Genomic DNA, 26,168 nt, shown 5'->3' with positions numbered 1-26,168 from the left:
TGCACTCGCGGCGCATTATCTGCGCCGTGAAGCATAACCTTACTGAATAATCAGTCAGATTCGTGATGACTGATCAATAATTACGGTGCGTTTCATTCGACTTTCGGGCAGTATGTAACGACGTAACAACAGTTTAGCCGTACGGGCAGGGCTGTACTGTCATCTCCGGGCTGACAGTCTTATACTCTCTGTTCAAGGTTAACTGACCAGAAGTTTCGCGGTGCGGGTGGCATTGTGACTCACCGGCGCCTGAACCCTTATTTTTCACGTACCAGTAGTTGTAGCGAATGAATACTGAAGCCACTCACGACCAACATGAAGCACTCTCCACTGGCGTTCGTCTTCGCAACGCCCGTGAACAACTCGGACTCAGCCAGCAAGCCGTTGCGGAACGCTTGTGCCTGAAGGTTTCCACGGTTCGCGATATTGAAGAAGATAAGGCGCCTGCCGATCTGGCTTCAACGTTCTTGCGCGGTTATATCCGCTCTTACGCAAAACTGGTGCACATCCCCGAAAACGAATTACTGCCAATGATGGAGAAGCAGGCGCCGGTCCGTGCAGCAAAAGTTGCGCCGATGCAGACCTTCTCCCTGGGGAAACGTCGTAAAAAACGTGATGGCTGGCTGATGAGCTTTACCTGGCTGGTGCTGTTTGTGGTGGTCGGTCTGACCGGTGCATGGTGGTGGCAAAACCACAAGGCGCAGCAGGAAGAGATCACCACCATGGCCGATCAATCCTCCGCCGAACTCAACCAGGCCGGAAGTGAGAACGGCCAGAGCGTGCCGTTGAATACCGACGGTGCAGCTTCCTCCAGCGAGCCACAGACCGCAGCGCCAGACGCGTCGGCGACCGGTGCAGCACAGACCCCGGCAGCAACGGCTAATACCGCTGCGCCGCAGGCTCAGGATCAAAACGCGGTTGTTGCCCCTTCTCAGGCTAATGTTGATACGGCGGCGAACGCGCCTGCGGCTACCCAGCCTGCAGACAATAGCGCAGCGACTCTGCCAACCAGCCCGGCGGGTACGGCGACAGCAGCCGATCCCAACGCGCTGGTGATGAACTTCAGCGCCGACTGCTGGCTGGAAGTAACTGACGCGACAGGTAAAAAACTGTTCAGCGGCCTGCAGCGCAAAGATGGCACGTTAAACCTAACCGGCCAGGCTCCTTATAAACTTAAAATCGGCGCTCCGGCAGCGGTACAGATCCAGTATCAAGGAAAACCTGTCGACCTGAGCCGCTTTATCAGAACTAACCAGGTTGCACGTCTTACCGTTAATGCCGAACAATCAGCAGCACAGTAACAGACGGGCAACGCGGGAGATTTTTCATGCATAACCAGGCTCCGATTCAACGTAGAAAATCGAAACGGATTTACGTTGGGAATGTGCCAATCGGCGATGGGGCACCTATCGCCGTTCAGTCGATGACCAACACGCGCACCACCGATGTGGAAGCGACGGTCAATCAAATCAAAGCATTAGAACGTGTAGGCGCGGACATTGTTCGCGTCTCCGTCCCAACCATGGATGCCGCTGAGGCGTTCAAACTGATCAAACAGCAGGTCAGCGTTCCGCTGGTGGCTGATATCCACTTCGACTACCGCATCGCACTGAAAGTGGCCGAATACGGCGTCGATTGCCTGCGTATTAACCCGGGCAACATCGGTAACGAAGAGCGTATCCGCATGGTCGTGGACTGCGCCCGGGATAAAAATATTCCTATCCGTATTGGCGTTAACGCCGGTTCACTGGAAAAAGATCTGCAGGAAAAATACGGTGAGCCTACGCCGCAGGCGCTGCTCGAATCCGCGATGCGCCACGTCGATCATCTCGATCGTCTCAACTTCGATCAGTTCAAAGTCAGCGTAAAAGCGTCCGACGTGTTCCTTGCCGTAGAATCTTACCGCCTGCTGGCAAAGCAGATCGACCAGCCTCTGCACCTCGGGATCACCGAAGCGGGCGGCCTGCGCAACGGCTCTGTAAAATCCGCGATCGGTCTGGGGCTGCTGCTCTCTGAAGGGATCGGTGACACCCTGCGCGTCTCGCTGGCGGCCGATCCGGTCGAAGAGATCAAAGTCGGTTTCGATATTCTGAAATCACTTCGTATTCGCGCGCGTGGGATCAACTTCATTGCCTGCCCAACCTGTTCACGTCAGGAGTTTGATGTGATCGGGACGGTGAATGCCCTTGAGCAACGTCTTGAAGACATTATCACCCCGATGGACGTTTCCATCATCGGCTGTGTGGTAAACGGTCCGGGTGAAGCGCTGGTGTCAACCCTGGGCGTAACCGGCGGTAACAAGAAAAGTGGTCTCTATGAAGATGGCGTTCGTAAAGATCGTCTGGATAATAGCGACATGATCGACCAGCTTGAAGCCCGCATCCGCGCCAAAGCCGCCATGATGGACGAAACACAGCGTATCAGCGTTCAGCAGGTTGAAAAATAACGTGATGGGAAGCGTGCCGCTTCCCATGTATGATTGAACCCATTCTTTGGGTTTTTTTTGTATATAGAAAGAGAATAAACGTGGCAAAAAACATTCAAGCCATCCGCGGCATGAACGATTATCTGCCTGGCGAAACCGCCATCTGGCAGCGCATTGAAGGCACACTGAAGCAGGTGCTCGGCAGCTACGGTTACAGCGAAATCCGTTTGCCGATTGTAGAGCAGACCCCGTTATTCAAACGCGCGATTGGTGAAGTCACCGACGTGGTTGAAAAAGAGATGTACACCTTTGAGGACCGCAACGGCGACAGCCTGACCCTGCGTCCGGAAGGTACGGCGGGCTGCGTACGCGCCGGCATCGAACATGGTCTTCTGTACAATCAGGAGCAGCGCCTGTGGTATATCGGCCCGATGTTCCGCCACGAACGTCCTCAGAAAGGTCGTTATCGCCAGTTCAATCAGCTGGGTGTGGAAGTCTTTGGTCTGCAGGGCCCGGACATCGACGCCGAACTGATTATGTTGACCGCCCGCTGGTGGCGTGCGCTCGGTATCGCCGATCACGTTTCCCTTGAACTGAACTCTATTGGTTCTCTGGAAGCTCGCGCTAACTACCGAGATGCGCTGGTTGCGTTCCTGGAGCAGCATAAAGAGAAGCTGGACGAAGACTGCAAGCGTCGCATGTACAGCAACCCGCTGCGTGTTCTGGATTCCAAAAACGCAGATGTTCAGGCACTGCTGAACGATGCGCCTGCGCTGGGTGATTATCTGGATGAAGAATCTCGCGAACACTTCGCGGGCCTGTGCAAGCTGCTTGAAGCGGCTGGCATCGCCTACACCGTAAACCAGCGCTTGGTACGCGGTCTGGACTACTACAACCGTACCGTGTTTGAGTGGGTGACCACGAGCCTCGGCTCTCAGGGCACCGTGTGCGCGGGCGGTCGTTATGACGGTCTGGTTGAGCAACTTGGCGGTCGCGCAGCACCTGCTGTAGGCTTCGCGATGGGTCTTGAGCGACTTGTTTTGCTGGTTCAGGCAGTTAATCCGGAATTTAAAGCAGATTCCGTTGTCGATATATACCTGGTGGCCTCAGGCGCGGAAACGCAGTCTGCGGCAATGCAGCTTGCCGAACGCGTGCGCGATGCGCTGCCGGGCGTTAAGCTGATGACCAACCATGGCGGCGGCAACTTCAAAAAACAGTTTGCTCGTGCCGATAAGTGGGGCGCAAGTATCGCACTGGTGCTGGGTGAGTCCGAAGTGGCCAACGGCGAAGTGGTGGTGAAAGACCTGCGCTCTGGTGAGCAGACAACGGTAACGCAGGACGGCGTTGCGGCGCACTTGCGCACTCTATTGGGCTAAGGAGAAGGACTGCGTGGAAATTTACGAGAACGAACATGATCAGGTCGACGCGATTAAACGCTTCTTTGCTGAAAACGGCAAAGCGCTGGTTGTTGGGGTTATTTTAGGTGTCGGTGCGCTGGTAGGCTGGCGTTACTGGAACAATCATCAGGCGGATTCCGCGCGCGGCGCGTCCCTGTCCTATGAAAATACCGTGAGCGCAATTCGTGCCGATCAGCCGCAAACGCTGACGGCGGCAGAAAAATTTGCGGCTGACAACAAAAACACCTACGGTGCACTGGCTGCGCTGGAAGTGGCTCAGCAGTACGTTGATAAGAACGAACTGGATAAAGCCGTAGCACAGTTGTCTCAGGGCCTTGCTGCCGCCAGTGATGAAAACCTGAAAGCGGTGATCAATCTGCGCCTGGCACGTATTCAGGTTCAGCAGAAGAAAGCTGACGATGCGCTGAAAACGCTCGATACCATCAAAGGCGAAGGCTTTGCTGCCATCGTTGCCGATCTGCGCGGTGAAGCACTGCTGAGCAAAGGTGACAAAGCGGGCGCGCGTAAAGCGTGGCAAGCTGGCGTAGAGAGCAATGCTTCACCTGCGCTGAGCGAAATGATGCAGATGAAAATAAATAATTTGTCCGTCTGAGAGGGACCCGATGCAATTGCGTAAATTACTTCTGCCAGGACTGCTTTCTGTTACGTTATTGAGTGGTTGTTCACTGTTCAGTGGCGAAGAAGACGTTGTGAAAATGTCCCCACTGCCGACGGTTGAAAACCAGTTTACCCCATCCACCGCGTGGGATGTCTCCGTGGGCAATGGGATTGGTGATTTCTATTCCAACCTTCATCCAGCGTATGCAGACAGCGTTGTCTATGCGGCTGACCGCAAAGGTACCGTGAAAGCGGTGAACGCGGATGACGGAAAAGAAGTGTGGTCCGTTAACCTGGCGGAAAAAGATGGCTGGTTCTCCCGTAAGCCGGCACTGCTGTCTGGCGGCCTGACCGTTGCCGGTGGTCACGTCTACGTGGGCAGCGAAAAAGCGCAGGTTTATGCCCTGAACAGCAGCGACGGCTCCATTGCCTGGCAAACAACCGTGGCGGGTGAATCCCTGTCGCGTCCGGTAGTGAGCGACGGCCTGGTGCTGATTCATACCAGCAACGGCCAGCTGCAGGCGCTGAACGAAGCGGACGGCCTGGTGAAATGGACCGTTAACCTGGATATGCCTGCGCTCTCTCTGCGTGGCGAATCTGCCCCGGCTACCGCATTTGGTGCTGCCATTGTGGGCGGTGACAACGGTCGCGTGAGCGCCGTGCTGATGCAGCAGGGTCAGATGATCTGGCAGCAGCGTATCTCTCAGGCCACAGGCTCAACGGAAATTGACCGTCTGAGCGACGTGGACACAACGCCGGTCATCGTTAACGGTGTGGTTTACGCGCTGGCCTACAACGGCAACCTGACCGCGCTGGATCTGCGCAGCGGCCAGATCATGTGGAAACGTGAGCTGGGCTCGGTAAATGATTTCATCGTTGAGGGTAACCGCATCTATATGGTTGACCAGAACGACCGTCTGCTGGCCCTGAGTACCGAAGGCGGTGTGACGCTGTGGACGCAAAGCGACCTGCTGCACCGTCTGCTGACTGCGCCAGCGCTGTACAACGGTAGCCTGGTTGTGGGCGACAGCGAAGGGTATATGCACTGGATCGATCCGGATAACGGCCGCTTTGTTGCGCAGCAAAAAGTCGACAGCTCCGGTTTCCTGACCGACCCGGTTGTGGCCGACGGCAAACTGCTGATTCAGGCAAAAGACGGCACGCTGTACGCGATCACGCGTTAATTACCCGGCGGTTGTAGTATACTAAACGGCTCCTGTTCACTCAGGAGCCGTTTTGACATTTTTAAAAACGCCGCGAAAGCGACGTTATTTTGAATTTTATGAGGCTTCAAACATGGTACCTGTGGTCGCGCTTGTCGGGCGCCCTAACGTTGGAAAATCCACTCTTTTTAACCGTTTAACACGCACCCGTGATGCGCTGGTTGCGGATTTCCCGGGGCTGACGCGTGACCGTAAGTACGGTCGTGCAGAGGTGGAAGGACGCGAGTTCATCTGTATTGATACCGGTGGTATTGACGGCACAGAAGACGGCGTGGAAACCCGCATGGCGGAACAGTCGCTGCTGGCGATTGAAGAAGCGGACGTGGTGCTGTTTATGGTGGATGCACGCGCTGGCCTGATGCCGGCGGACTCCGCTATCGCTAAACACCTGCGTTCACGCGAAAAACCAACCTTCCTGGTGGCGAACAAAACCGACGGCATCGATGCCGATCAGGCCATCGCGGATTTCTGGTCTCTGGGCCTGGGCGACATCTATCCTATCGCGGCATCGCATGGTCGTGGCGTTACCAGCCTGCTGGAAACCGTTCTGCTGCCGTGGGTTGACGAAGTGAACCCGCCGGAAGAGGTGGACGAAGACGCTGAATACTGGGCGCAGTTTGAAGACGGAGAAGAGGGCGAAGAAGAAGAGCCTGAAGACGACTTCAACCCGCAGGATCTGCCGATCAAGCTGGCTATCGTGGGCCGTCCAAACGTAGGTAAGTCTACACTTACTAACCGTATTCTGGGTGAAGAGCGCGTGGTCGTTTACGACATGCCGGGCACCACCCGCGACAGTATCTACATCCCGATGCAGCGCGATGAGCGTGAGTATGTCCTCATCGACACTGCCGGGGTGCGTAAGCGCGGGAAAATCACCGATGTGGTGGAAAAATTCTCCGTTATCAAAACCCTGCAGGCGATCGAAGATGCCAACGTCGTGCTGCTGGTTATCGACGCACGCGAAGGTATCTCCGATCAGGACCTCTCTCTGCTCGGCTTTATCCTCAATAGTGGGCGCTCACTGGTGATTGTGGTCAACAAATGGGATGGCCTGAGCAACGAGGTTCGTGAGCAGGTGAAAGAGACCCTCGACTTCCGTCTGGGCTTTATCGACTTTGCTCGCGTACACTTCATCTCTGCGCTGCACGGCAGCGGCGTGGGTAACCTGTTCGAATCCGTGCGCGAAGCTTACGACAGTTCCACCCGTCGTCAGAGCACCGCCATGCTGACCCGTATTATGAATATGGCTGCGGAAGACCATCAGCCGCCGCTTGTGCGCGGTCGTCGCGTGAAGCTGAAATACGCCCACGCCGGTGGTTATAACCCACCAATCGTGGTGATTCACGGCAACCAGGTGAAAGACCTGCCGGATTCCTACAAGCGCTACCTGATGAACTACTTCCGTAAATCGCTGGACGTGATGGGCACGCCTATCCGTATCCAGTTCAAGGAAGGGGAAAACCCGTTCGCCAACAAGCGCAACACCCTGACGCCAAACCAGATGCGTAAGCGTAAGCGTCTGATTAAGCACATTAAGAAAAGCAAATAAGCTTTGCTGCTCTCACGAAAGCCCGCGATGATCGCGGGCTTTTTTTGCCCAATCATACCGCCGGTTTTCCCTGTGTGAAGTCAATCACTATTCACTTTTAACCATGTTTAAATCTAAGAAAGTAGACAATCGTCGAATTTTCATCTTAAAGTCCAGGGTCCGGTACTAGACAAAACTAGCGCCTGGTTATCAAATGGTTAACTAACATTTCGCCGCATGTAAAAAATCGGCCAGATACGTAACTGGCCGGCGTACCTGCTGGTGTTTACAAGCACGACGACATACCTTTCGGGAGAATTATGCAATCCACTGTTAATCAAAAAGAGAGCCGAACGTTCTTCGGCCACCCGTATCCGCTCGGTTCGCTGTTCTTCACCGAGATGTGGGAGCGTTTCTCGTTTTACGGCATTCGTCCGTTACTGATCCTGTTTATGGCCGCCACCGTCTATGACGGCGGGATGGGTCTGGCGCGTGAAAACGCCTCGGCGATTGTCGGTATCTTTGCCGGTACCATGTACCTGGCTGCGCTGCCGGGCGGCTGGCTGGCGGATAACTGGCTCGGTCAGCAGAGAGCCGTCTGGTACGGTTCGATCCTGATTGCGCTCGGTCACCTGTCGATTGCGCTCTCGGCGGTGATGGGCAACAACCTGTTCTTTATCGGCCTGATGTTCATCGTGCTCGGCTCCGGGCTGTTCAAGACCTGTATTTCAGTCATGGTCGGTACCCTGTATAAAAAAGGCGACGCGCGTCGCGACGGCGGTTTCTCGCTGTTCTATATGGGTATCAACATGGGCTCGTTCATCGCGCCGCTGATTTCCGGCTGGCTGATTAAAACCCACGGCTGGCACTGGGGCTTTGGTATTGGCGGTATCGGGATGCTGGTGGCGCTGATTATCTTCCGCGTGTTTGCCGTTCCGGCCATGAAACGCTATGACGGCGAAGTCGGCCTCGACTCCACCTGGAACAGCCCGGTGGTGAAGCGTAACGGCGTGGGCGTTTGGCTGCTGGCGCTGGCGGCAGGCGTGGCAACGCTCGTGACGCTGATTGCGCAGGGCGTGATTGTAATTAACCCGGTCGCGGTAGCCAGCGTGCTGGTCTACGTGATTGCGGCATCCGTTGCCCTCTACTTTATCTATCTGTTTGTCTTTGCTGGCCTGAACCGTAAAGAGCGCGCCAGACTGCTGGTCTGCTTTATTCTGCTGATCTCCGCGGCGTTCTTCTGGTCCGCGTTTGAACAGAAACCAACCTCGTTCAACCTGTTTGCCAACGACTACACTAACCGCATGATCGGCGATTTCGAAATCCCGGCGGTGTGGTTCCAGTCAATCAACGCCCTGTTCATCATCCTGCTGGCACCGGTATTCAGCTGGGCGTGGCCGAAGCTGGCGAGCATGAACATTCGCCCGAGCAGCATCACCAAGTTTGTTATCGGTATTCTGTGTGCCGCAGCGGGCTTTGGCCTGATGATGCTGGCGGCACAGAACGTGCTGAGCAGCGGTGGGGCGGGCGTATCGCCGTTCTGGCTGGTAGGTAGCATCCTGATGCTGACGCTCGGCGAGCTGTGTCTCAGCCCGATTGGCCTGGCGACCATGACGCTGCTGGCGCCGGAGAGAATGCGCGGTCAGATGATGGGGCTGTGGTTCTGTGCCAGCGCGCTGGGTAACCTGGCGGCGGGTCTGATTGGCGGCCACGTGAAGGCCGACCAGCTGGATATGCTGCCGGATCTCTTTGCGCGCTGCTCTGTCGCGCTCCTGATTTGTGCCGCGGTACTGATCGTCCTCATTGTTCCGGTTCGCCGCATGCTGGAAAATGCGCAGACTAAACCGGCAACTAACGCCTCATAAACCTCGGGCTTGCCGGGGCGGCGTTATGCCCCGGCAATTTACTCAACGAGGTAAGAACATGCTGTTAGGGTTTGTTGGTCTTGGCGCAGTCGTTGAAACAGCTTACCTGCCCGCAATACGAAAATGCTTTGATAATCCCCCGCACTGTTTAGGCTTTGATATCCAGCCCGTAAAACAGCCGGAGGGGGTAACACGTTGTGCCACACTGGCTGAACTCCTCTCCCGGCCGCTTGATACCCTGTTTATTACCACGGCGTCGCTGCACCATCTTGAGGTGCTTGAACACGCTCTCGCCTCATCGGTTTCCCGCATCGTGGTTGAAAAACCGATCGTTGCCACGCTTGCCCAAATCGAAAAGCTCAACGCGCTGCTGGCAAACCCCGACGTTGCACCCCGCGTGCTGGCGCTCGATCACTGGATGGCGCGCCTCGAAACGGTGAAGCGGTCGCTGGTGGGCACTGTCTCTGACATCGTCAAAATCGACGGCTTTTTGCAGGAGCCGAGCGGATTTAACGCTGCAGGGGAGCCCATCGCGCTTAACTTTGCTACCGGCGAACCGGACACCCGTACGCTTCACCACCCGGACGGCGTGATTCTGGATATCGGTACGCACGTGCTGGCGATGCTGCGCGAAACGGTGCGTTATCTGGGCGGGAATGATGAGATGACGTTGCAGGTGGTGACGGCTAAAGACCGCCTGGGCCGCGCTATTGCCAAAGGCGACCTGACCACGGCGGAGGGCGAGGCGCATCTGCAGGGCCGCATCAGCGGCGTGCCGGTGGATCTCTGGCTTAACAAATACGCGGGACCCGCCGGCGGGCAAAAAGGCTTACGGCTCTGGTTGCGCGACGGCCGCATCATTAGCTACGACCGGCGCGGTGCGGAGGATGTGCTTGAGCAGATTGAGGGTGAGAACATTCAGCGCTGGCATATCCCCGGGACAATCTACGAGCACTGTCTTACCGGACACATTCTGGGCACGAACAGCCTGTTTGAACGGGATCCGCACGAGGTGAGCCGCACAACGCGTCGCCGAATCGAGGAAGTGACGCTGCTGCTGACCTTGCAGCAACAGCTGCGTGGCCCGCACTGAACGCAACGTGGTAAAATTATTGCAGACCAGAATGCTTTAAGGAGTCACCATGACGATTACCTGCCCGGATTGCCAGGCACCGCTTGAGCCTCTGAACGGGGTGGCACACTGCGAGAGCTGTAATAAGGATATTGCGCTTGAAGCCCGCTGCCCGGAGTGCCATCAGCCACTCCAGGTCTTAAAAGCCTGCGGGGCGGTGGATTATTTCTGTCAGAACGGCCACGGTCTTATCTCTAAAAAACGCGTGGAGTTTGTTCGGGCCGAAGGTTAATCGCACACGCAGCCTTCGCCTTTCTTCCACAGCTCGACCAGCGACTCGGGCGCTTCCTGCTCCGGTACCAGCACGATGATATCGGCGTAGTGCGCCTGATTTTGCCCGGTCCAGATAATCTGGATGCGGAAATAGCGCTGGTCGCCGCTGCCGGGTGACGAGGCCTGTCCCGGCGGCTGACCGCGCGGAAAGGCCTGCTCCAGGATGCTTACCAGGCGCTGGCGCTGAGCCTCATTGAGCGAGGAGAGCGCGATGGTGCGCTGGCCGCTCAGCTTGGGAATATAGGCGACGCCGCCTTCCCGGGCCAGCTCAACCACGGCGTCATCCGTCAGTTCCGGAACCTGCATTTACAACACTCCCACCTGTTCCCAGGCTTGTTTAATGGCCGCCCCAACGTCGCCGCCGGAGCGTTTCTCTCCGTGCGCGATCGTCAGTTTTGCGAAGGCCTCAAAATCTGCATCCTGCGCCAGATTGCGATCGCAAACCGTGTCGTACCAGGCATAACCCGCTTTTTCCCAGGCGTAGCCGCCGATCGCCGTCGCGGCCAGATAAAATGCCCGGTTGGGGATGCCGGAGTTCAGATGTACGCCGCCGTTATCCTCACGCGTTTTGATGAAATCCTTCATGTGTGCAGGCTGCGGGTCTTTGCCGAGCAGCGGATCGTTGTAGGCGGTGCCCGGTTCAGACATCGAGCGCAGCCCTTTGCCATTGATGCCTTTCGCCAGTAATCCCTCACCAATCAGCCAGTCCGCTTTATCGGCGGTTTGCTTCAGATGGTACTGCTTCACCAGTGAGCCAAACACGTCCGACAGCGACTCGTTCAGCGCGCCAGACTGCTCAAAATAGATAAGCCCGGCTTCGGTCTCGGTCACGCCGTGGCTCAGCTCATGCGCCACGACGTCTATGGCGATGGTAAAGCGGTTAAATATTTCCCCGTCGCCGTCGCCAAATACCATCTGCTGACCGTTCCAGAAGGCGTTCTGATATTCCCGGCCATAGTGAACGGTACCGGTTAAAATAAGCCCTTTGTTATCGAGCGAATCGCGCTGATATTCCTTCCAGAAGAAATCATGGGTAATACCCAAATACTCGTAGGCTTCGTCTACCGCCACATCGCCGTTTGACGGCTGGCCTTCGTAACGTACCTGCGTACCCGGTAGCTCCTGAGTTTGCTTCGCGTCGTAGATATCCCGCTCCAGCTGTCCGGCTTTATTCACGTGCGGCGCGGCGGGTTTGCCCGGCATATGGGCCATCAGCGTCTGGACGTGGGTTAAGGTCTGGCGGGCACAGCGCTGCTGCGGTTCGGAACCGCTTTCGATAATACGACGAAGAATATACGGGGGGATCACGCTATAAAGATGGGACATGCTGCTCTCCTTATTAAAAAAGGGAATAGCAGCAGTATAGTAAGTAACCGGCGAAGAATTATCCGGTTTTACGCTGACGCGTCTTTTTCACCGGTTTAATTGATTTCACTTCGCTTTCTACCCAGCCGTCTGACAGACGCGTCGTCAGCACATCGCCGGTATTCACCTGTTTGGTTTGCTTGAGCACCTTGCCGTCCGTCGCCGTCGTCACGCTATAGCCGCGCGCCAGCGTGGAGAGGGGGCTGACCGCTTCAAGGTGGGTCACCGCATTGCCAAAGCGTTCGCGGGTGGTGCTCAGTCGCGCGCGGAGAGTTTCCGCCAGACGGTACTCCAGCTGCTGAATCCGCGTTTGCGCGCGATAAATTTTCGGCTGCGGGTTCTGCTGGTTCAGACGCTGCGTCACGCGCTGTTGGCGCGACACCGCGCGCTTAATCTGCGTGTCCACCGCCACGTTCATGCGCTGGCGCAGACGCTCCAGCACGGTCTGCTGACGCGCCAGGCGCAGCTGCGGGTGCTGCTGCTGAAGACGGTGATGAAGCTGGGTAAAGCGACGGGTCCGGTTGGCGAGGTAGTAGTCCATCGCCATCTCAAGACGTTGCTGGCCGCTCTGGATCTGACGCAGCAGCTCCAGCTGGTTGCGGCTGACCACCTCTGCCGCCGCGGACGGCGTCGGCGCGCGGAGATCCGCGACAAAATCGGCGATCGTCACGTCCGTTTCGTGGCCGACGGCGCTTACCACGGGGATCTGACTTGCAAAGATTGCCCGCGCCACGCGCTCGTCGTTAAAGCTCCACAGGTCTTCCAGCGAGCCGCCGCCGCGTCCGACGATTAAGATGTCGCACTCCTGACGCGCGTTCGCCAGCTCAATGGCGCGCACAATCTGCCCCGGCGCATCGTCACCCTGAACAGCGGTCGGGTAGATGATGACGGGCAGGGAAGGGTCGCGACGCTTCAGAACGTGTAAAATATCGTGCAGTGCCGCACCGGTTTTCGAGGTGATGACACCCACGCAGTGGGCAGGCGAGGGCAGCGGCTTTTTAAACTGCTGGTCGAAAAGTCCCTCTTCCGAGAGCTTCGCCTTTAACTGTTCGTACTTTTGCTGCAGCAGGCCTTCGCCCGCAGGCTGCATGCTCTCGACGATAATTTGATAATCACCGCGCGGCTCATACAGGGTGATATTGGCGCGCACCAGAACCTGCTGGCCGTGCTGAGGACGGAACGTCACGCGGCGGTTACTGTTGCGGAACATTGCGCAGCGCACCTGGGCGGTATCGTCTTTTAGCGTAAAATACCAGTGGCCGGAGGAGGGCTGCGTGAAGTTAGAGATTTCACCGCTGATCCAGACCTGCCCCATTTCCTGCTCAAGCAGCAAACGCACCGTCTGATTCAGGCGGCTGACGGTATAAATTGAGGGGGATTGAGAGGATAACATGTGAGCGGGATCAAATTCTAAATCAGCAAGTTATTCAGTCGATAGTAACCTGATGAGAGGCAATCGCAAGCTTTTTTATAAAAAAGTGTAGATGCAATCGGTTACGCTCTGTATAATGCCACGGCAATATTTAACCACCCAGGTCAGAGATATTGCCCATGCTACGTATCGCTAAAGAAGCACTGACGTTTGACGACGTCCTCCTCGTTCCCGCTCACTCCACTGTTCTGCCGAATACTGCCGATCTCAGCACGCAGTTGACGAAAACCATTCGCCTGAACATTCCTATGCTCTCTGCGGCAATGGACACCGTGACTGAAGCGCGCCTGGCTATTGCCCTGGCACAGGAAGGTGGCATTGGCTTTATTCACAAAAACATGTCTATCGAACGTCAGGCGGAAGAAGTTCGCCGCGTGAAGAAACATGAATCCGGCATCGTGTCCGATCCACAGACCGTTCTGCCAACTACCACCCTGCACGAAGTGAAGGCCCTGACCGAGCGTAACGGCTTCGCCGGTTACCCGGTGGTGACCGAAGAGAACGAGCTGGTCGGTATTATTACCGGTCGTGACGTGCGTTTCGTGACTGACCTGAACCAGCCTGTCAGCGTGTACATGACGCCAAAAGAGCGTCTGGTCACCGTTCGCGAAGGTGAAACCCGCGACGTAGTGCTGGCAAAAATGCACGAAAAACGCGTTGAAAAAGCGCTGGTTGTTGACAGCAACTTCCACCTGCGCGGCATGATCACCGTTAAAGATTTCCAGAAAGCAGAACGTAAGCCTAACGCCTGTAAAGACGAGCATGGCCGTCTGCGCGTTGGCGCTGCGGTAGGCGCAGGTGCTGGTAACGAAGAGCGCGTTGACGCGCTGGTTGCTGCGGGCGTTGACGTCCTGCTGATTGACTCCTCTCACGGCCACTCCGAAGGCGTTCTGCAGCGTATTCGCGACACCCGTGCCAAATACCCTGACCTGCAGATCATCGGCGGTAACGTGGCCACTGGCGCAGGCGCTCGCGCGCTGGCTGACGCGGGCTGCAGCGCGGTGAAAGTGGGTATCGGTCCTGGCTCTATCTGTACCACACGTATCGTGACCGGCGTGGGCGTTCCGCAGATCACCGCGGTGTCTGACGCGGTTGAAGCGCTGGAAGGCACCGGTATTCCGGTTATCGCCGACGGCGGTATCCGCTTCTCTGGTGACATCGCCAAAGCCATCGCCGCTGGCGCCGCTGCCGTGATGGTAGGCTCCATGCTGGCCGGTACCGAAGAATCGCCGGGTGAAATCGAACTCTACCAGGGCCGTTCTTACAAATCCTACCGCGGCATGGGCTCCCTGGGCGCGATGTCCAAAGGTTCCTCTGACCGTTACTTCCAGACCGATAACGCTGCTGACAAACTGGTGCCGGAAGGTATCGAAGGTCGCGTTGCCTATAAAGGCCGTCTGAAAGAGATCATCCACCAGCAGATGGGCGGCCTGCGCTCCTGTATGGGTCTGACCGGCTGTGGTACCATTGATCTGCTGCGTACTAAAGCGGAATTCGTACGCATCAGCGGTGCGGGTATCCAGGAGAGCCACGTTCACGACGTGACGATCACCAAAGAGTCCCCGAACTACCGTCTGGGCTCCTGATAAGTTTCCGCGCCCGGCTCCTGCCGGGCGCTCTGTTTTTGTTTCACTTGCCTCGGAATTAGCGTCAATGACGGAAAACATTCATAAACATCGCATTCTCATCCTGGACTTTGGTTCTCAGTACACTCAGCTGGTGGCGCGTCGCGTACGTGAACTGGGCGTTTACTGTGAACTGTGGGCGTGGGATGTCACGGAAGCACAGATTCGCGAATTCAATCCAAGCGGCATCATCCTGTCCGGCGGCCCGGAAAGCACCACCGAAGAGAACAGCCCGCGCGCGCCGCAGTACGTGTTCGAAGCTGGCGTGCCGGTATTCGGCGTTTGCTACGGTATGCAGACCATGGCCATGCAGCTGGGCGGCCACGTAGAAGGCTCCAGCGAGCGCGAGTTCGGCTATGCGCAGGTTGAAGTGGTTAACGACAGCGCGCTGGTGCGCGGTATCGAAGACTCCCTGACCGCAGACGGCAAACCGCTGCTGGACGTGTGGATGAGCCACGGCGATAAAGTCACCGCTATCCCGTCTGACTTCGTCACCGTTGCCAGCACAGAGAGCTGCCCGTTTGCCATCATGGCGAACGAAGAAAAACGCTTCTACGGCGTGCAGTTCCACCCGGAAGTAACCCACACCCGTCAGGGTATGCGCATGCTGGAGCGCTTCGTGCGCGACATCTGCCAGTGTGAAGCCCTTTGGACCCCGGCAAAAATCATCGACGACGCCGTTGAGCGTATCCGCCAGCAGGTTGGCGATGACAAAGTGATCCTCGGCCTCTCCGGCGGCGTGGACTCCTCCGTGACCGCGATGCTGCTGCACCGCGCTATCGGCAAAAATCTGACCTGCGTCTTCGTGGACAACGGCCTGCTGCGCCTGAACGAAGCCCAGCAGGTTATGGACATGTTCGGCGACCACTTCGGTCTGAACATCGTTCACGTGGAAGGCGAGCAGCGCTTCCTGGACGCGCTGAAAGGCGAGAACGATCCGGAAGCAAAACGTAAGATCATCGGTCGCGTGTTCGTGGAAGTGTTCGACGAAGAAGCGCTGAAGCTGGACGACGTCAAATGGTTGGCGCAGGGCACCATCTATCCTGATGTGATCGAGTCTGCGGCCTCCGCCACCGGCAAAGCGCACGTCATCAAATCTCACCACAACGTGGGCGGCCTGCCGAAAGAGATGAAGATGGGTCTGGTTGAACCGCTGCGCGAGCTGTTCAAAGACGAAGTGCGTAAGATCGGTCTGGAACTGGGTCTGCCGTACGACATGCTCTACCGTCACCCGTTCCCGGGTCCGGGTCTGGGCGTGCGCGTGCTGGGTGAAGTGAAGAAAGAGTACTGCGACCTGCTGCGTCGTGCGGACGCGATCTTCATCGAAGAGCTGCACAAAGCTGACCTGTACAACAAAGTAAGCCAGGCCTTCACCGTGTTCCTGCCGGTTCGCTCTGTCGGCGTAATGGGCGATGGCCGTAAGTACGACTGGGTTGTTTCCCTGCGTGCGGTGGAAACCATCGACTTCATGACCGCGCACTGGGCGCACCTGCCGTATGACTTCCTGGGCCGCGTGTCTAACCGCATCATCAACGAAGTGAACGGTATTTCCCGCGTGGTGTATGACATCAGCGGTAAGCCACCGGCTACGATTGAGTGGGAATGATTTCCCAACCGGATACGTCTGGTACTAACAGGTTCTAAATTATCTCTAAGCCCGCGGATTGCGGGCTTTTTTTGGGCCATGGCTGGCAACATCATGTCAGGTGAGTGCCAGGAGCGGGCGCAACGTAATACTATCCATTAAATCCTTATTCGATGCGTTCCACATTTGGATGACGATCGGTTGCGGCTTCATGGAAAATGTCACCCAGCCAACCGGCAATCTCGCCTTCAGTCATATCGTCAGGAATAGCGATGTCATAGAGTCGAGAAAACTTTCTCTCCGTCAGGTCAGCACGAAATACCAGCCACCGATCATGCTTACGTTGAACGCCAATATGCCGTCCAAAAACGTTATATATCAGCATATGCAATCTCCGATCATGCTAGTGAGTTCCTGTATCTATGATACATGTCAGATCAGGCCAGAGTGTAAATTGTACAAAGATGAAAGGTCAGCGTTCGCATCTCGCTTACAGTGGACATCATGCTTCTGTATCTGCTCTGTCTGCTCTGTGCCTGCAGCAGACGCTGCAGTATATTCCACTTTCGGCTCGAATCGGACTGAGGTAACGTAGCAGAAATATTTATCCGGACTCAACCAAGATGCCTTCCATCGAAACGTTTATCACTTTTCTTCTCGCGCTGACGCTTCTGGAGATTTCTCCGGGGCCAGACATGATGCTAACTATCGCCAGAGGCGTCGGTCAGGGAAGACGTATTGCACTGTTTACGGTACTGGGTAATGTATTTGTAGCGGGTTTTGTGCAAGTTTCTTTTCTTGTCCTGGGGCTGGTAGCCGTTGTTCATGCCTGGCCGGTTGCACTAGATCTGTTAAGGTGGGCTGGTGCGGCTTATCTGATGTGGCTGGGCATAAAAATGATTGCGACTTCAGGCACAGATACGCGGCTGCGAAAAACGGCCAAAATTTCTGACTGGAGTGCCGTTAAGGAAGGCGCCCTGAACAGCCTGACTAACCCAAAATCCCTGCTGTTCATGTTTGCTTTTCTTCCTCAGTTTGTTGATCCTGCTGCGGGGCCTGTCTGGCTGCAATTGCTTGTTCTGGGTAGTATCCAGAAGCTGGCAGGAATTATTTCCCTGGGGTCAGTCGCGATGGCATCAGGGACATTTGGAAACTGGCTAAGTAAACACCCTGGCTTTATCAAATGGCAGGAACGATTTACAGGTGTTGTCATGATAGGCCTCGGTATCCGCATGTTGTTTAGCGGGTCTGGTGTCGTATCGAAATCTTCCAGTTAAGTTTTACCGAAAGGGTAAACCCAGTGTCCGCTCCGTGCCAGAAGCGGAAGTTTAGCTTTTTTGCTGGAAAATGTTTGTGTGAGTTGTAGTTGCAAACACCTGTAGGATTACTGGGAGCACTAACCAAGAATCGTGCTAATAACTGCTAAATAGCGGAGGGGATTTATATTAATTGACATAAGTATTGTCTTGGCATAAATATATAATATGCACTCGAGGGATTTAACGGTATATAGCAGCATGAGTTTAATACATTGAATACTTATGTGGTGTATGGTAAATTCCTAGAACAATAAAATAATTTCATTTTCAACATTATTTTATTGATTGGGTCATGAATGGGCAGGCCATTAAGCCTGATGTGGAGAATTTTTTATTCTGGTTAATTTAATATGACTATTAATGATAAAAAAAACATAAAAATCCTCTTGGAAAACTATAATGATTTAACATGGACTGATGTTAATGTTTTAATAAATGACTTATCGGACACAGTAAAACCTTATATATATCAGCACGTAATAGATAATCCAACGCCAAAAATTAAATCAAGAGCAAGAGAATTGTTAAGCAACATAGAGAAAAAGAAAAAGAAAAAAATAAAGAAAGAGTACCAATATAAATGTTGTCATCATGACTGTACTGAACCGGCTATACAGTCACATGTTATTTCAAAGTCAGCTGTATTAGCACCGTTAGCAAATGCTAGCAATGAAATGTATCATTTCGTATCAGATATTAATTCAAACCCAACTAAATGTATCTTTAAGGCAAGGCATATAGACAATATATCTTCATTTCCTGGGTATTGTAAAAAGCATGATGAGGATATTTTTAGAGAAGTAGATCAAGGAACATCAGTAAATGCTAAATTTGTCAATTTGAGTGCCATGAGAGTGTTGAAAAAACAAATATTCGATCTGAGGTTAAAGATAAGTTTGCAAGATGACCTGAGTGAAAAGTGGAATGATAAATGCTCAGAATATATTAATGAACAAGAAGATATAGATTTAATTTCTCTCGCTGAAGCAAATGAGTTTTTCATTGATATGAATAAAAAAGTTAAAATAATGAAGGATAATATTAATAGGTATGAATCCTTGTATAATAAAATTTATAGCAAAATTGAAGAATCGACAGCATTAAAATATAATATAATGGAAGTAAAATATGTTAGAAGTTGTTTCTCTATCATGATTGATATTCCATTGGAGGATGGCAGTCCTGGTGAGCCACACTTTATATTTTATTTCCCAATTAATAATCAAGCATTTATGGTTATTGCTAAGGAAAATAATAAAGAAAATTATGATGCTATGATAGTTGATGAAAAATATAATCTTAGCTTGTTTTTCTGGATGTTTATTTTGAAAAATAAAGAGTCTTTATTTTTTTCCTCTGATGTTTTAAGCACCATTTCAGATTATCAGCTGAAAGTATTACTTACCAATTATGAGTTATTCGATACAACCCCTTCAGAGGGAATGGCTGTATCAAGTATTTATGTATAATTTGGAATAAAACTGTGGATCGTTAAGTGGTGTTCATGGGAAACTACCACGTCATTAATACAGGCTATCTTTTTCAGATATTAGCATTTAAAATTCAAGGGGTTGTGTTTTTTTTAATTTTTGTAGTTCTTGTCGAATAGCCAGCCTATATCAACTTGATATGTATGCTCAGCAACAACGTTTCAGCTGCTTGTGAAAGGAAGTATTCTATACAATTAAGCGGGGACAACCCCATTGCTCGATGAGTACAACGTCAGCATCTCGCTCACAGCAGACCTTCAGCTCAGTTGCCTGGTCCGCTTCGTGCCAGAAGCGGAGGTTGCTAGGCCCATACTGCATGAATCACTGAGAAAGAGATCATACCACTTGAAAGCATCATGCTATGGACACAATTATCTTCTTCGACGGTAAAAAAACCTAGGCCATGTTGAAGAGAGCATCTTGGACTGACTGCCTAAATCTGATCAGCTTTAACTATAGTAGTAAACAACCTGTAGAGGTCGTTTTTTGTGCTATAAATCAAAAAAATTAGATAATACCTCCACTTGAAATTATCTTTTTATTCTATAGTGATTTACAATGGCTCTGAATAATTTGAATTATACATCTTTTGTCAAATAAATATATGTGGGGGGGGATATGTTTGATGATTTTGATTTTAACTTACTAAGCTCTGATGAATTTAAAGAGGATTCAGTCAGAGAAGAGTTGATTTTACCAATTATTAAAGCTCTTGGTTATAAAGCATCGGGAGATAGCCGTGTAATCAGGAGCAAAACGCTTACACATCCATTTGTCTCAATAGGTTCACAGCCAAGAAAGATTTCAATAGTACCGGATTATGTTTTTCTTTCTAACGACCGACCATATTGGATTCTTGATGCAAAGGCTCCTAATGAAAAAATAACCAAAAGCATGCACGTTGAGCAAGCCTATAGTTATGCTATACATCCAGAAATAAGGGCAGAAATGTATGCATTGTGCAATGGGAATGAATTTGTTCTATATAGCATACGGGAACTCCACCCAATACTCAGATTTTCTTTAAAAGACATTGGTAATCACTGGGGGAAATTATTTAGGATATTAAATCCAGATATTAAAGCCAATCCGGATGTTTTGAATTATGCGCCTGATTTTGGAATTCACATTCGAAAAATGGGTTTGGTTAAAGATGGTTCTTTTAGTGCCCCAGCTATAAACACTAAATTTATTAGTCGATTGAGCGAACGGTCATACACGTGCATATCTACAATACCCGGAGATATTGATATGGCCATTTCTCTGGACTTTAACAAAAAAACATTCAAACAGCTACTTAAAGTCCTTCCATCAGAACAGGCAAATAAAATTAGACAGGCTTTAGGTCAACAACCTTTTCATATACATTTCTCTGAAAACGATCCTGACGTAAAATTCGGAATCACAAGTAATATCAGTAATGAAATACATCACAATGCTGAAGAAAGCTACATTCCTTTCATAGTTAAAGAGGTATTTCCTTATAATAACTCAATCGACGAATGGGAAGAATTAGCCAAAAGAGAAATGGAGTGAATTAGTATTTTTAATTTTGCGTAAAATTTTTGGTAAATGATTCTCGCGAGCGAGTTTAAACCGGTGTAAGCCGGTTTTTTTACAGTAATATGCTCCCAAATATGAACTAAAGCATCCATTCATAATTCACTGCTCAGCTCCTATTACATTAGCTAACACATTACATTGTAAGTAAAGGCTACTTATCTGTGGTGAGGATACTTGCGAACTTCCACTTTTCGCTCAGAGCGGACCTAACCCGCCCCACAAACCCACCCCGTATACAGCATATTAGTTCAGCTCTTTAAAATCGCATGACTCACCGGGATAGGGCCCTTACAATTGCCTCCGAGCCGAACTTTAGACGACGTTTCAGTCGACGAAAAGCCATACGGGCCGTTTCCTGTTGAAACTCAGAACTCTCCATGGGTGTTCACCCTCATGATGGTTCCACCGCGCCCGGCGTAAAGCCGACACTCATTAACCAACGGAGATTATCATCTTGAACAAATCAATACTCGCATGCTCTGTGGCCGCGCTGCTGGCCGTGTCCGCCATGTCCGCCCAGGCCAGGACCCCCGCCAGGCTCAAGTCGCCAGTATCAGGCGTGCTCTGTGACCGATATGTATGCGCTAATGACAAGGGATTATCCCGCGCGTTGACAGAGACCTATATCGGTAAGAAGGCTGCTGCAAACGAGGTGTTCACGTCGAGCAATGTCGATCTGACTGAATTCACCTTTGCCAACGGTATTTTCTGCGATGTGAAGGAGCGACTGTGCCGTGAAGATCGCTATTATGGCGCGAACGGACAGCGCTCCGGGGCGGTATCTAAAAAGTACACAACGCTGCTGTTTGGCGAATAATGGCGATGAAAAGAGACCACAGTGAAAGGCTACGTTATAGAGATATAAATTATATTTTGTAGTGTATATTATAAATGCTGATCGGGTTGTCAAAATTAAATTTCTTGTTAGTGGTTATGTTGCGGAATATTACTCTGTTACTACGCTTTAGCTGAGCGTAACAGTGAAGCGGTCTGGTTACGTGAATTCCCATTCACTACCATGAGCGAATAAAGGAATGAAAAACCGCATAATGATTGTCGGCGGCGGCACGGGAGGAACCATTGTTGCCAACCTGCTGGCCAGGAAATTACGACGTGAAATTGCTGCCGGTCAGGTAGAGCTGGTACTGATTTCCGAATCACCAGTGCACTACTACAAACCCGCCTTTATGTACGTCGCCTTTAACCTCTTCCATCACCATGAACTGGCCCGGCCTGAACGGCAATTACTGAGTCCGGAAATTCAATTTATTACCGACAGGATTGAATCTTTCGATTTTAAGCAGCGTCGACTGTACGGGGCCAGTAAGCGACATTACGACTGGGACCTGCTGGTTATCGCCACCGGCTGCACACCTTTTACACAAAAAATCCCTGGCCTTGCCGACGCGGGCGATCATTTTTATCAATATGCGGCGGCAAGACAGCTAGCGCATAAGCTCGCCACCCTTAAAAAGGGGCGAATATTTATTACCGTCTCTTTCCCTGAAACACCGAATGTGCCCCACCAGTGCGGCATCGCCCCCATTGAAACCACGCTGATGGTTGATGACTATTTGCGTCAGCGCGGCGTACGTAATCAGGTTGAGATTGTTTATACCTATCCGACCGTCGCGCAGTTGCTGCGAAACTGCCTGTTCCTGCAACGTCCGGTGGGGGAGGCGCTTGGCGATATTTTTGCCGCCAAAGGAATACAGCATCAGCGTGGTTTTACCTTAAGCCATGTCGATCCTGACAGCAAAATTGCCTATTCCGCCGAGGGCGATTCACAGAATTTCGACATCCTGATGGCAACGCCTCCCATCCGGGCAGTCGACGCGGTGCGTGATACCGGGCTTAGCGAGGTTCAGAACGGTGAAGGCTGGCTGCCGACGGATCACCAGACGCTGGGCGTCTACGGGTTAGAAGGGGTATATGTGATCGGCGATACCGTTGACCTGCCGATCAGTAAAGCCGGGGGCTCGTGCCACAACCAGGCGCCCATCATCGCGGATAACATTGTGGCGGAGCTCTACGGCAGACCACCCGGAAGCGGTAATCACTATGATGGACGGGTTCAGGCCGTCGCGCAGATGGGGCTCTGGGCCGGCATGCCGTTGGTATATGACTATCGCAATGACGTGACCCCCATGCCGGCGACAAAACTCGGCGGCATGCTGCGAAACGGTTTTAACCGTGGACTGTATTGGGGCGTCGTGAGGGGGATGTTCTGATGAGTGACCAGGAACAGTTACTAAAAAGCCTTGCCCCGCTTATGGCGGGCAATCGCCTGAATAATCTGGTTGATCTGCTTGCCGTCGTCGCAGACCTGCTGGAAATGGCCGATAACGCGATGGTCGAAAAACTGGCTGGCGTTTTTGACGATGTCGTGACCGTCGGCTGGGAAGGGGGAACCGCGCTACGCATGGCGTGGGGGGAGCAGGTTAACCGGGAAGGGGATATCTCGCTTCGTCAGGTGTTTACTATGCTCAACGACCCTGATACCCGCCGCGGCATCATGCTTTTGCTGCGGGTGTTACAGATTACGGGGCAGCGTCTAAATGCCCTCGCTTCGGTCAGCTATCCTGAGTGTCCTGAGATCGAAAACCGCTAAGATCGGGCGGATGTACACCGGAAACGGCGATTATGCCGGGTAGCGTGTTTATGTTACCCGGCCTGTTGAGCGGTACCGTGGGTTATTTATCCCCGCCACCCAACCGATACGCCAGCGCCACCACCAGCGACTGCACCAGGCACAGCGTCGCCGACTGAGACCGGAACGCGTCTACCTGCGCCTCTTTCACCACAAAGCAGAGATCGCTGAACGTCGCCAGCGGGCTTATCTGGCTGTCCGTAATCACAATCTGTCGCGCGCCAACGCTGGCGGCGGTTTCGCTGACCATCACCGTCTCTTCCGCGTACGGCGAGAAGCTGATCGACACCACAATGTCGCGCGACTTAATACGGCTGATCTGCTCGCGCAGCATCCCGCCCATGCCGTCGAGCAGGATAGGGCGGCACTCCAGATGGCTCAGTGCATAGGTAAGGTACGCGGCGACGCTAAAGGAGCGGCGCAGTCCGGCGATGTAGATGGTGTCGGCGTCGGCCAGCAGCTGTACCGCGCGCTCCAGCATCTCCGGCTCGGCGCGGGCGGCCAGCTGCTGCAGCGCCTGCGCGTTTGAACGGGCAAACTCCTGCAGGATATCGAGCGGCGTTTCCGGCACGGCCTCGCTCTCCATCTCGCGGAACAGCCGGGCGCGGTCGCTGTAGCTGGCGGTCTCCTCCACCAGGTTCATGCGAAACAGCTGTTTCATTTCGTTGAAGCCGGTGAAGTCAAAGGCGTTGGCAAAGCGGATCAGCGTCGAAGGCGGCACGTCGGCGCGCTCGGCAATGACGGCAACCGTATCGAAGGCCACGCTGTTGGTATTGTCCAGCACGTAGCGGGAGACCTGCTGCAGCCTCTTGCTCAGGCTATCGTAGCGATCGCGGATTTGCTGCTGCAGTTCGTTCAGGCTGGTTGCTGTCGTCATCTTATCCCCCAAATACAGTCATATGATTCTAAACGCAAAACCGCGTCTTTTAAATGTCGGCCATCCATCTGGCAGCAAAAATGAAACAGAAGCTTCAGTCATTTCCTCGCCCGAAATCCCTTAATAGCGCACGCGGCGTCAGTGGTGCTGGCTGTTAACATAAAAATCCATCCTTGATCACAATAATCATCATTTATTTTATTTCAACTTAAAATGGAATATTTGTTTCATATATAGTGGTCAGTACACAGTGTTCAGGTCACAGTCACGTATCAACAGCGAGAGGTTAAGGATGGAGACGGTAGCGAATTTTATTCACGGCGAATGTGTCACCGGTTCAGGCCAGCGCGTTCAGGCGATCTTCAACCCGGCCACCGGCGAGCAGATCCGCCAGGTGGTGATGAGTACGGCACAGGAAACGGAGCAGGCGATTGCCGCCGCGCAGCAGGCGTTTCCGGCGTGGGCGCGTCATGCTCCGCTTAAGCGTGCGCGCGTGATGTTCCGCTTCAAAGCGCTGCTGGAAGAGAACATGGATCGCCTGGCCCGCCTTATCAGCGAAGAGCACGGCAAGGTCTTCTCCGATGCGGTGGGCGAACTGACCCGCGGCCTGGAAGTGGTGGAGTTTGCCTGTGGTATTCCGCATCTGCAAAAGGGCGAACACTCGGCGAACGTCGGGACCGGCGTCGACAGCCACTCGCTGATGCAGCCGCTCGGCGTCTGCGCCGGGATCACGCCGTTTAACTTCCCGGCGATGGTGCCGATGTGGATGTTCCCGATTGCGCTGGCGACCGGGAATACCTTCGTACTGAAACCGTCGGAAAAAGACCCTTCTCTGGCGCTCGCGCTGGCGCAGCTGCTGAAAGAGGCCGGCCTGCCGGACGGCGTCTTCAACGTAGTGCAGGGCGATAAAGAGTCCGTTGACGTGCTCCTGACCGACCCGCGCGTGCAGGCGGTGAGCTTTGTCGGCTCCACGCCGATTGCGGAATACATTTACCAGACCGCGTCCGCCCACGGTAAGCGCTGCCAGGCGCTGGGCGGTGCGAAAAACCACTGCATTTTAATGCCGGATGCCGACATGGAGATGGCGACCAACGCCATCATGGGCGCGGCCTACGGCGCGGCGGGCGAGCGCTGCATGGCGCTCTCGGTGGTGCTGGCGGTGGGGGATAACACCGCCGATGACCTCTGCGCCCGGCTCGAAAAACAGATTGCCGCGCTGCGCGTCGGACCGGGGCTCGACCAGACGCCGGAAAACGAAATGGGGCCGCTCATCTCCTCCGCGCACCGCAGCAAGGTGCTGGGCTACATCGACAGCGGGGAAGCGCAGGGGGCGACGCTTCGCGTGGACGGCCGCGGCTTTAGCGTGAAGGGCCACGAGCAGGGCTATTTCGTCGGGCCGACGCTGTTCGATAACGTCACCCCGGAGATGACCATCTATAAAGAAGAGATTTTTGGTCCAGTGCTTTCTGTGGTGCGCGTAGCAGATTACGCCAGCGCGGTGGACCTGATTAACCGCCATGAATATGGTAATGGCTCGGCAATCTTCACCCGCGACGGTGGCTGCGCGCGTCGCTTCTGCGAAGAGGTGCAGGCGGGCATGGTGGGGGTCAACGTGCCAATCCCGGTGCCGATGGCATTCCACAGTTTCGGCGGCTGGAAGCGCTCCATCTTCGGGGCGCTCAACGTCCACGGCAACGACGGCGTGCGTTTCTACACCCGAATGAAAACCATCACCGCGCGCTGGCCGGAAATGCAGCAGGAGACAGGCGCTGCGTTCTCCATGCCGACGCTGGGCTGACAG

Annotated in this window: 23 protein-coding genes; 18 read left to right on the top strand and 5 right to left on the bottom strand. The window is 53.6% G+C overall.

The window, feature by feature from the left end; translation table 11 throughout:
• Positions 1 to 287: 287 nt before the first annotated feature.
• From rodZ to GXP72_RS17030, 9 genes are all read left to right on the top strand, one after another.
• Positions 288 to 1,301 (top strand): cytoskeleton protein RodZ, encoded by a 1,014-nt coding sequence (gene rodZ / locus GXP72_RS17070; protein ID WP_208763162.1) that lies wholly within the window; start codon positions 288 to 290, stop codon positions 1,299 to 1,301.
• 26 nt (positions 1,302 to 1,327) lie between these two features.
• The gene (ispG, locus tag GXP72_RS17065; RefSeq protein ID WP_208763161.1) at positions 1,328 to 2,446 is read left to right on the top strand and encodes a flavodoxin-dependent (E)-4-hydroxy-3-methylbut-2-enyl-diphosphate synthase; all 1,119 of its coding nucleotides are present in this window, start codon (positions 1,328 to 1,330) and stop codon (positions 2,444 to 2,446) included.
• Between the two features lie 80 nt (positions 2,447 to 2,526).
• The gene (gene hisS / locus GXP72_RS17060) at positions 2,527 to 3,801 is read left to right on the top strand and encodes a histidine--tRNA ligase (protein WP_032622984.1); all 1,275 of its coding nucleotides are present in this window, start codon (positions 2,527 to 2,529) and stop codon (positions 3,799 to 3,801) included.
• Between the two features lie 13 nt (positions 3,802 to 3,814).
• Positions 3,815 to 4,435, top strand: coding sequence for a YfgM family protein (locus GXP72_RS17055; RefSeq protein ID WP_008502136.1), 621 nt, complete (start codon positions 3,815 to 3,817; stop codon positions 4,433 to 4,435).
• Between the two features lie 10 nt (positions 4,436 to 4,445).
• Positions 4,446 to 5,624: an outer membrane protein assembly factor BamB gene (gene bamB, locus GXP72_RS17050; RefSeq protein ID WP_008502135.1), complete on the top strand. Its 1,179-nt coding sequence runs from the start codon at positions 4,446 to 4,448 to the stop codon at positions 5,622 to 5,624.
• A 112-nt stretch (positions 5,625 to 5,736) separates the two neighbouring features.
• A complete protein-coding gene (der, locus tag GXP72_RS17045) occupies positions 5,737 to 7,212 on the top strand; it encodes a ribosome biogenesis GTPase Der (protein WP_061714918.1) in 1,476 nt (491 codons plus the stop codon).
• Positions 7,213 to 7,511: 299 nt separating this feature from the next.
• A complete protein-coding gene (locus GXP72_RS17040; protein ID WP_045908558.1) occupies positions 7,512 to 9,056 on the top strand; it encodes a peptide MFS transporter in 1,545 nt (514 codons plus the stop codon).
• Between the two features lie 58 nt (positions 9,057 to 9,114).
• Positions 9,115 to 10,149, top strand: coding sequence for a Gfo/Idh/MocA family oxidoreductase (locus tag GXP72_RS17035; protein WP_208763160.1), 1,035 nt, complete (start codon positions 9,115 to 9,117; stop codon positions 10,147 to 10,149).
• Positions 10,150 to 10,198: 49 nt separating this feature from the next.
• A complete protein-coding gene (locus GXP72_RS17030; protein ID WP_023294288.1) occupies positions 10,199 to 10,420 on the top strand; it encodes a zinc ribbon domain-containing protein in 222 nt (73 codons plus the stop codon).
• Here GXP72_RS17030 and GXP72_RS17025 read toward each other — a convergent pair.
• The 3 genes from GXP72_RS17025 to xseA are packed head-to-tail and all read right to left on the bottom strand — an operon-like array spanning position 10,417 to position 13,219.
• The gene (locus tag GXP72_RS17025) at positions 10,417 to 10,767 is read right to left on the bottom strand and encodes a protealysin inhibitor emfourin (protein WP_021241848.1); all 351 of its coding nucleotides are present in this window, start codon (positions 10,765 to 10,767) and stop codon (positions 10,417 to 10,419) included. The genes GXP72_RS17030 and GXP72_RS17025 overlap by 4 nt on opposite strands.
• The gene (locus GXP72_RS17020; RefSeq protein WP_048226222.1) at positions 10,768 to 11,787 is read right to left on the bottom strand and encodes a M4 family metallopeptidase; all 1,020 of its coding nucleotides are present in this window, start codon (positions 11,785 to 11,787) and stop codon (positions 10,768 to 10,770) included.
• Between the two features lie 58 nt (positions 11,788 to 11,845).
• Entirely contained in the window at positions 11,846 to 13,219 is a 1,374-nt protein-coding gene (gene xseA / locus GXP72_RS17015; RefSeq protein WP_208763159.1) for an exodeoxyribonuclease VII large subunit, read from the bottom strand.
• Between the two features lie 158 nt (positions 13,220 to 13,377).
• On the opposite strand from xseA, the gene guaB reads away from it, so the two are divergent.
• Both guaB and guaA read left to right on the top strand, forming a co-directional pair.
• Positions 13,378 to 14,844, top strand: a complete 1,467-nt coding sequence (gene guaB / locus GXP72_RS17010; RefSeq protein WP_008502128.1) for an IMP dehydrogenase — start codon at positions 13,378 to 13,380, stop codon at positions 14,842 to 14,844.
• Between the two features lie 67 nt (positions 14,845 to 14,911).
• Positions 14,912 to 16,489 carry a glutamine-hydrolyzing GMP synthase gene (gene guaA, locus GXP72_RS17005; RefSeq protein WP_008502126.1) on the top strand — a complete coding sequence of 526 codons (1,578 nt, stop codon included), beginning with the start codon at positions 14,912 to 14,914 and terminating at the stop codon, positions 16,487 to 16,489.
• Between the two features lie 145 nt (positions 16,490 to 16,634).
• Here the strand turns inward: guaA and GXP72_RS17000 are convergent, their stop codons facing one another.
• On the bottom strand, positions 16,635 to 16,853 hold the full coding sequence (locus tag GXP72_RS17000; RefSeq protein ID WP_032648750.1) for a hypothetical protein: 219 nt from the start codon (positions 16,851 to 16,853) through the stop codon (positions 16,635 to 16,637).
• Between the two features lie 238 nt (positions 16,854 to 17,091).
• Here GXP72_RS17000 and GXP72_RS16995 point away from each other — a divergent pair, with 238 nt between their 5' ends.
• The 6 genes from GXP72_RS16995 to GXP72_RS16970 all read left to right on the top strand — a co-directional run bounded on the left by GXP72_RS16995 (position 17,092) and on the right by GXP72_RS16970 (position 23,451).
• Positions 17,092 to 17,745 carry a LysE family translocator gene (locus GXP72_RS16995; protein ID WP_032675326.1) on the top strand — a complete coding sequence of 218 codons (654 nt, stop codon included), beginning with the start codon at positions 17,092 to 17,094 and terminating at the stop codon, positions 17,743 to 17,745.
• A 392-nt stretch (positions 17,746 to 18,137) separates the two neighbouring features.
• Positions 18,138 to 19,256: a hypothetical protein gene (locus tag GXP72_RS16990; protein ID WP_208763158.1), complete on the top strand. Its 1,119-nt coding sequence runs from the start codon at positions 18,138 to 18,140 to the stop codon at positions 19,254 to 19,256.
• 639 nt (positions 19,257 to 19,895) lie between these two features.
• Complete coding sequence (locus GXP72_RS16985; RefSeq protein ID WP_050595306.1) at positions 19,896 to 20,813, top strand: type I restriction enzyme HsdR N-terminal domain-containing protein; 918 nt, start codon at positions 19,896 to 19,898, stop codon at positions 20,811 to 20,813.
• Between the two features lie 508 nt (positions 20,814 to 21,321).
• Complete coding sequence (locus tag GXP72_RS16980) at positions 21,322 to 21,657, top strand: YcgJ family protein (protein ID WP_316461406.1); 336 nt, start codon at positions 21,322 to 21,324, stop codon at positions 21,655 to 21,657.
• Positions 21,658 to 21,874: 217 nt separating this feature from the next.
• Positions 21,875 to 23,071, top strand: a complete 1,197-nt coding sequence (locus GXP72_RS16975; RefSeq protein ID WP_032675322.1) for an FAD/NAD(P)-binding oxidoreductase — start codon at positions 21,875 to 21,877, stop codon at positions 23,069 to 23,071.
• Positions 23,071 to 23,451, top strand: coding sequence for a DUF1641 domain-containing protein (locus tag GXP72_RS16970; RefSeq protein ID WP_023617688.1), 381 nt, complete (start codon positions 23,071 to 23,073; stop codon positions 23,449 to 23,451). Before GXP72_RS16975 ends, GXP72_RS16970 begins: the two co-directional genes overlap by 1 nt.
• 82 nt (positions 23,452 to 23,533) lie before the next feature.
• Here the strand turns inward: GXP72_RS16970 and GXP72_RS16965 are convergent, their stop codons facing one another.
• Positions 23,534 to 24,367 (bottom strand): MurR/RpiR family transcriptional regulator, encoded by an 834-nt coding sequence (locus GXP72_RS16965; protein ID WP_045908568.1) that lies wholly within the window; start codon positions 24,365 to 24,367, stop codon positions 23,534 to 23,536.
• 292 nt (positions 24,368 to 24,659) lie between these two features.
• Here GXP72_RS16965 and GXP72_RS16960 point away from each other — a divergent pair, with 292 nt between their 5' ends.
• Entirely contained in the window at positions 24,660 to 26,165 is a 1,506-nt protein-coding gene (locus GXP72_RS16960; RefSeq protein ID WP_023294282.1) for a CoA-acylating methylmalonate-semialdehyde dehydrogenase, read from the top strand.
• Positions 26,166 to 26,168 lie beyond the last annotated feature (3 nt).

The organism is Enterobacter sp. SES19, assembly GCF_011765665.1.
Lineage (GTDB): Bacteria > Pseudomonadota > Gammaproteobacteria > Enterobacterales > Enterobacteriaceae > Enterobacter > Enterobacter pseudoroggenkampii.
This window is presented reverse-complemented; position numbering and strand designations above follow the sequence as displayed.

Excerpts from the sequence above, each read along its gene's own strand:
- GXP72_RS16975 (WP_032675322.1), top strand. The coding sequence starts at position 21,875 with ATGAAAAACCGCATAATGATTGTCGGCGGCGGCACGGGAGGAACCATT.
- GXP72_RS16965 (WP_045908568.1), bottom strand. The coding sequence starts at position 24,367 with ATGACGACAGCAACCAGCCTGAACGAACTGCAGCAGCAAATCCGCGAT.
- ispG (WP_208763161.1), top strand. The coding sequence starts at position 1,328 with ATGCATAACCAGGCTCCGATTCAACGTAGAAAATCGAAACGGATTTAC.
- guaA (WP_008502126.1), top strand. The coding sequence starts at position 14,912 with ATGACGGAAAACATTCATAAACATCGCATTCTCATCCTGGACTTTGGT.
- GXP72_RS17020 (WP_048226222.1), bottom strand. The coding sequence starts at position 11,787 with ATGTCCCATCTTTATAGCGTGATCCCCCCGTATATTCTTCGTCGTATT.
- GXP72_RS17025 (WP_021241848.1), bottom strand. The coding sequence starts at position 10,767 with ATGCAGGTTCCGGAACTGACGGATGACGCCGTGGTTGAGCTGGCCCGG.
- GXP72_RS17040 (WP_045908558.1), top strand. The coding sequence starts at position 7,512 with ATGCAATCCACTGTTAATCAAAAAGAGAGCCGAACGTTCTTCGGCCAC.
- xseA (WP_208763159.1), bottom strand. The coding sequence starts at position 13,219 with ATGTTATCCTCTCAATCCCCCTCAATTTATACCGTCAGCCGCCTGAAT.
- bamB (WP_008502135.1), top strand. The coding sequence starts at position 4,446 with ATGCAATTGCGTAAATTACTTCTGCCAGGACTGCTTTCTGTTACGTTA.
- GXP72_RS17035 (WP_208763160.1), top strand. The coding sequence starts at position 9,115 with ATGCTGTTAGGGTTTGTTGGTCTTGGCGCAGTCGTTGAAACAGCTTAC.
- guaB (WP_008502128.1), top strand. The coding sequence starts at position 13,378 with ATGCTACGTATCGCTAAAGAAGCACTGACGTTTGACGACGTCCTCCTC.
- rodZ (WP_208763162.1), top strand. The coding sequence starts at position 288 with ATGAATACTGAAGCCACTCACGACCAACATGAAGCACTCTCCACTGGC.
- GXP72_RS17030 (WP_023294288.1), top strand. The coding sequence starts at position 10,199 with ATGACGATTACCTGCCCGGATTGCCAGGCACCGCTTGAGCCTCTGAAC.
- GXP72_RS16985 (WP_050595306.1), top strand. The coding sequence starts at position 19,896 with ATGTTTGATGATTTTGATTTTAACTTACTAAGCTCTGATGAATTTAAA.
- GXP72_RS16960 (WP_023294282.1), top strand. The coding sequence starts at position 24,660 with ATGGAGACGGTAGCGAATTTTATTCACGGCGAATGTGTCACCGGTTCA.
- GXP72_RS16995 (WP_032675326.1), top strand. The coding sequence starts at position 17,092 with ATGCCTTCCATCGAAACGTTTATCACTTTTCTTCTCGCGCTGACGCTT.
- GXP72_RS16970 (WP_023617688.1), top strand. The coding sequence starts at position 23,071 with ATGAGTGACCAGGAACAGTTACTAAAAAGCCTTGCCCCGCTTATGGCG.
- der (WP_061714918.1), top strand. The coding sequence starts at position 5,737 with ATGGTACCTGTGGTCGCGCTTGTCGGGCGCCCTAACGTTGGAAAATCC.
- GXP72_RS16990 (WP_208763158.1), top strand. The coding sequence starts at position 18,138 with ATGACTATTAATGATAAAAAAAACATAAAAATCCTCTTGGAAAACTAT.
- GXP72_RS17000 (WP_032648750.1), bottom strand. The coding sequence starts at position 16,853 with ATGCTGATATATAACGTTTTTGGACGGCATATTGGCGTTCAACGTAAG.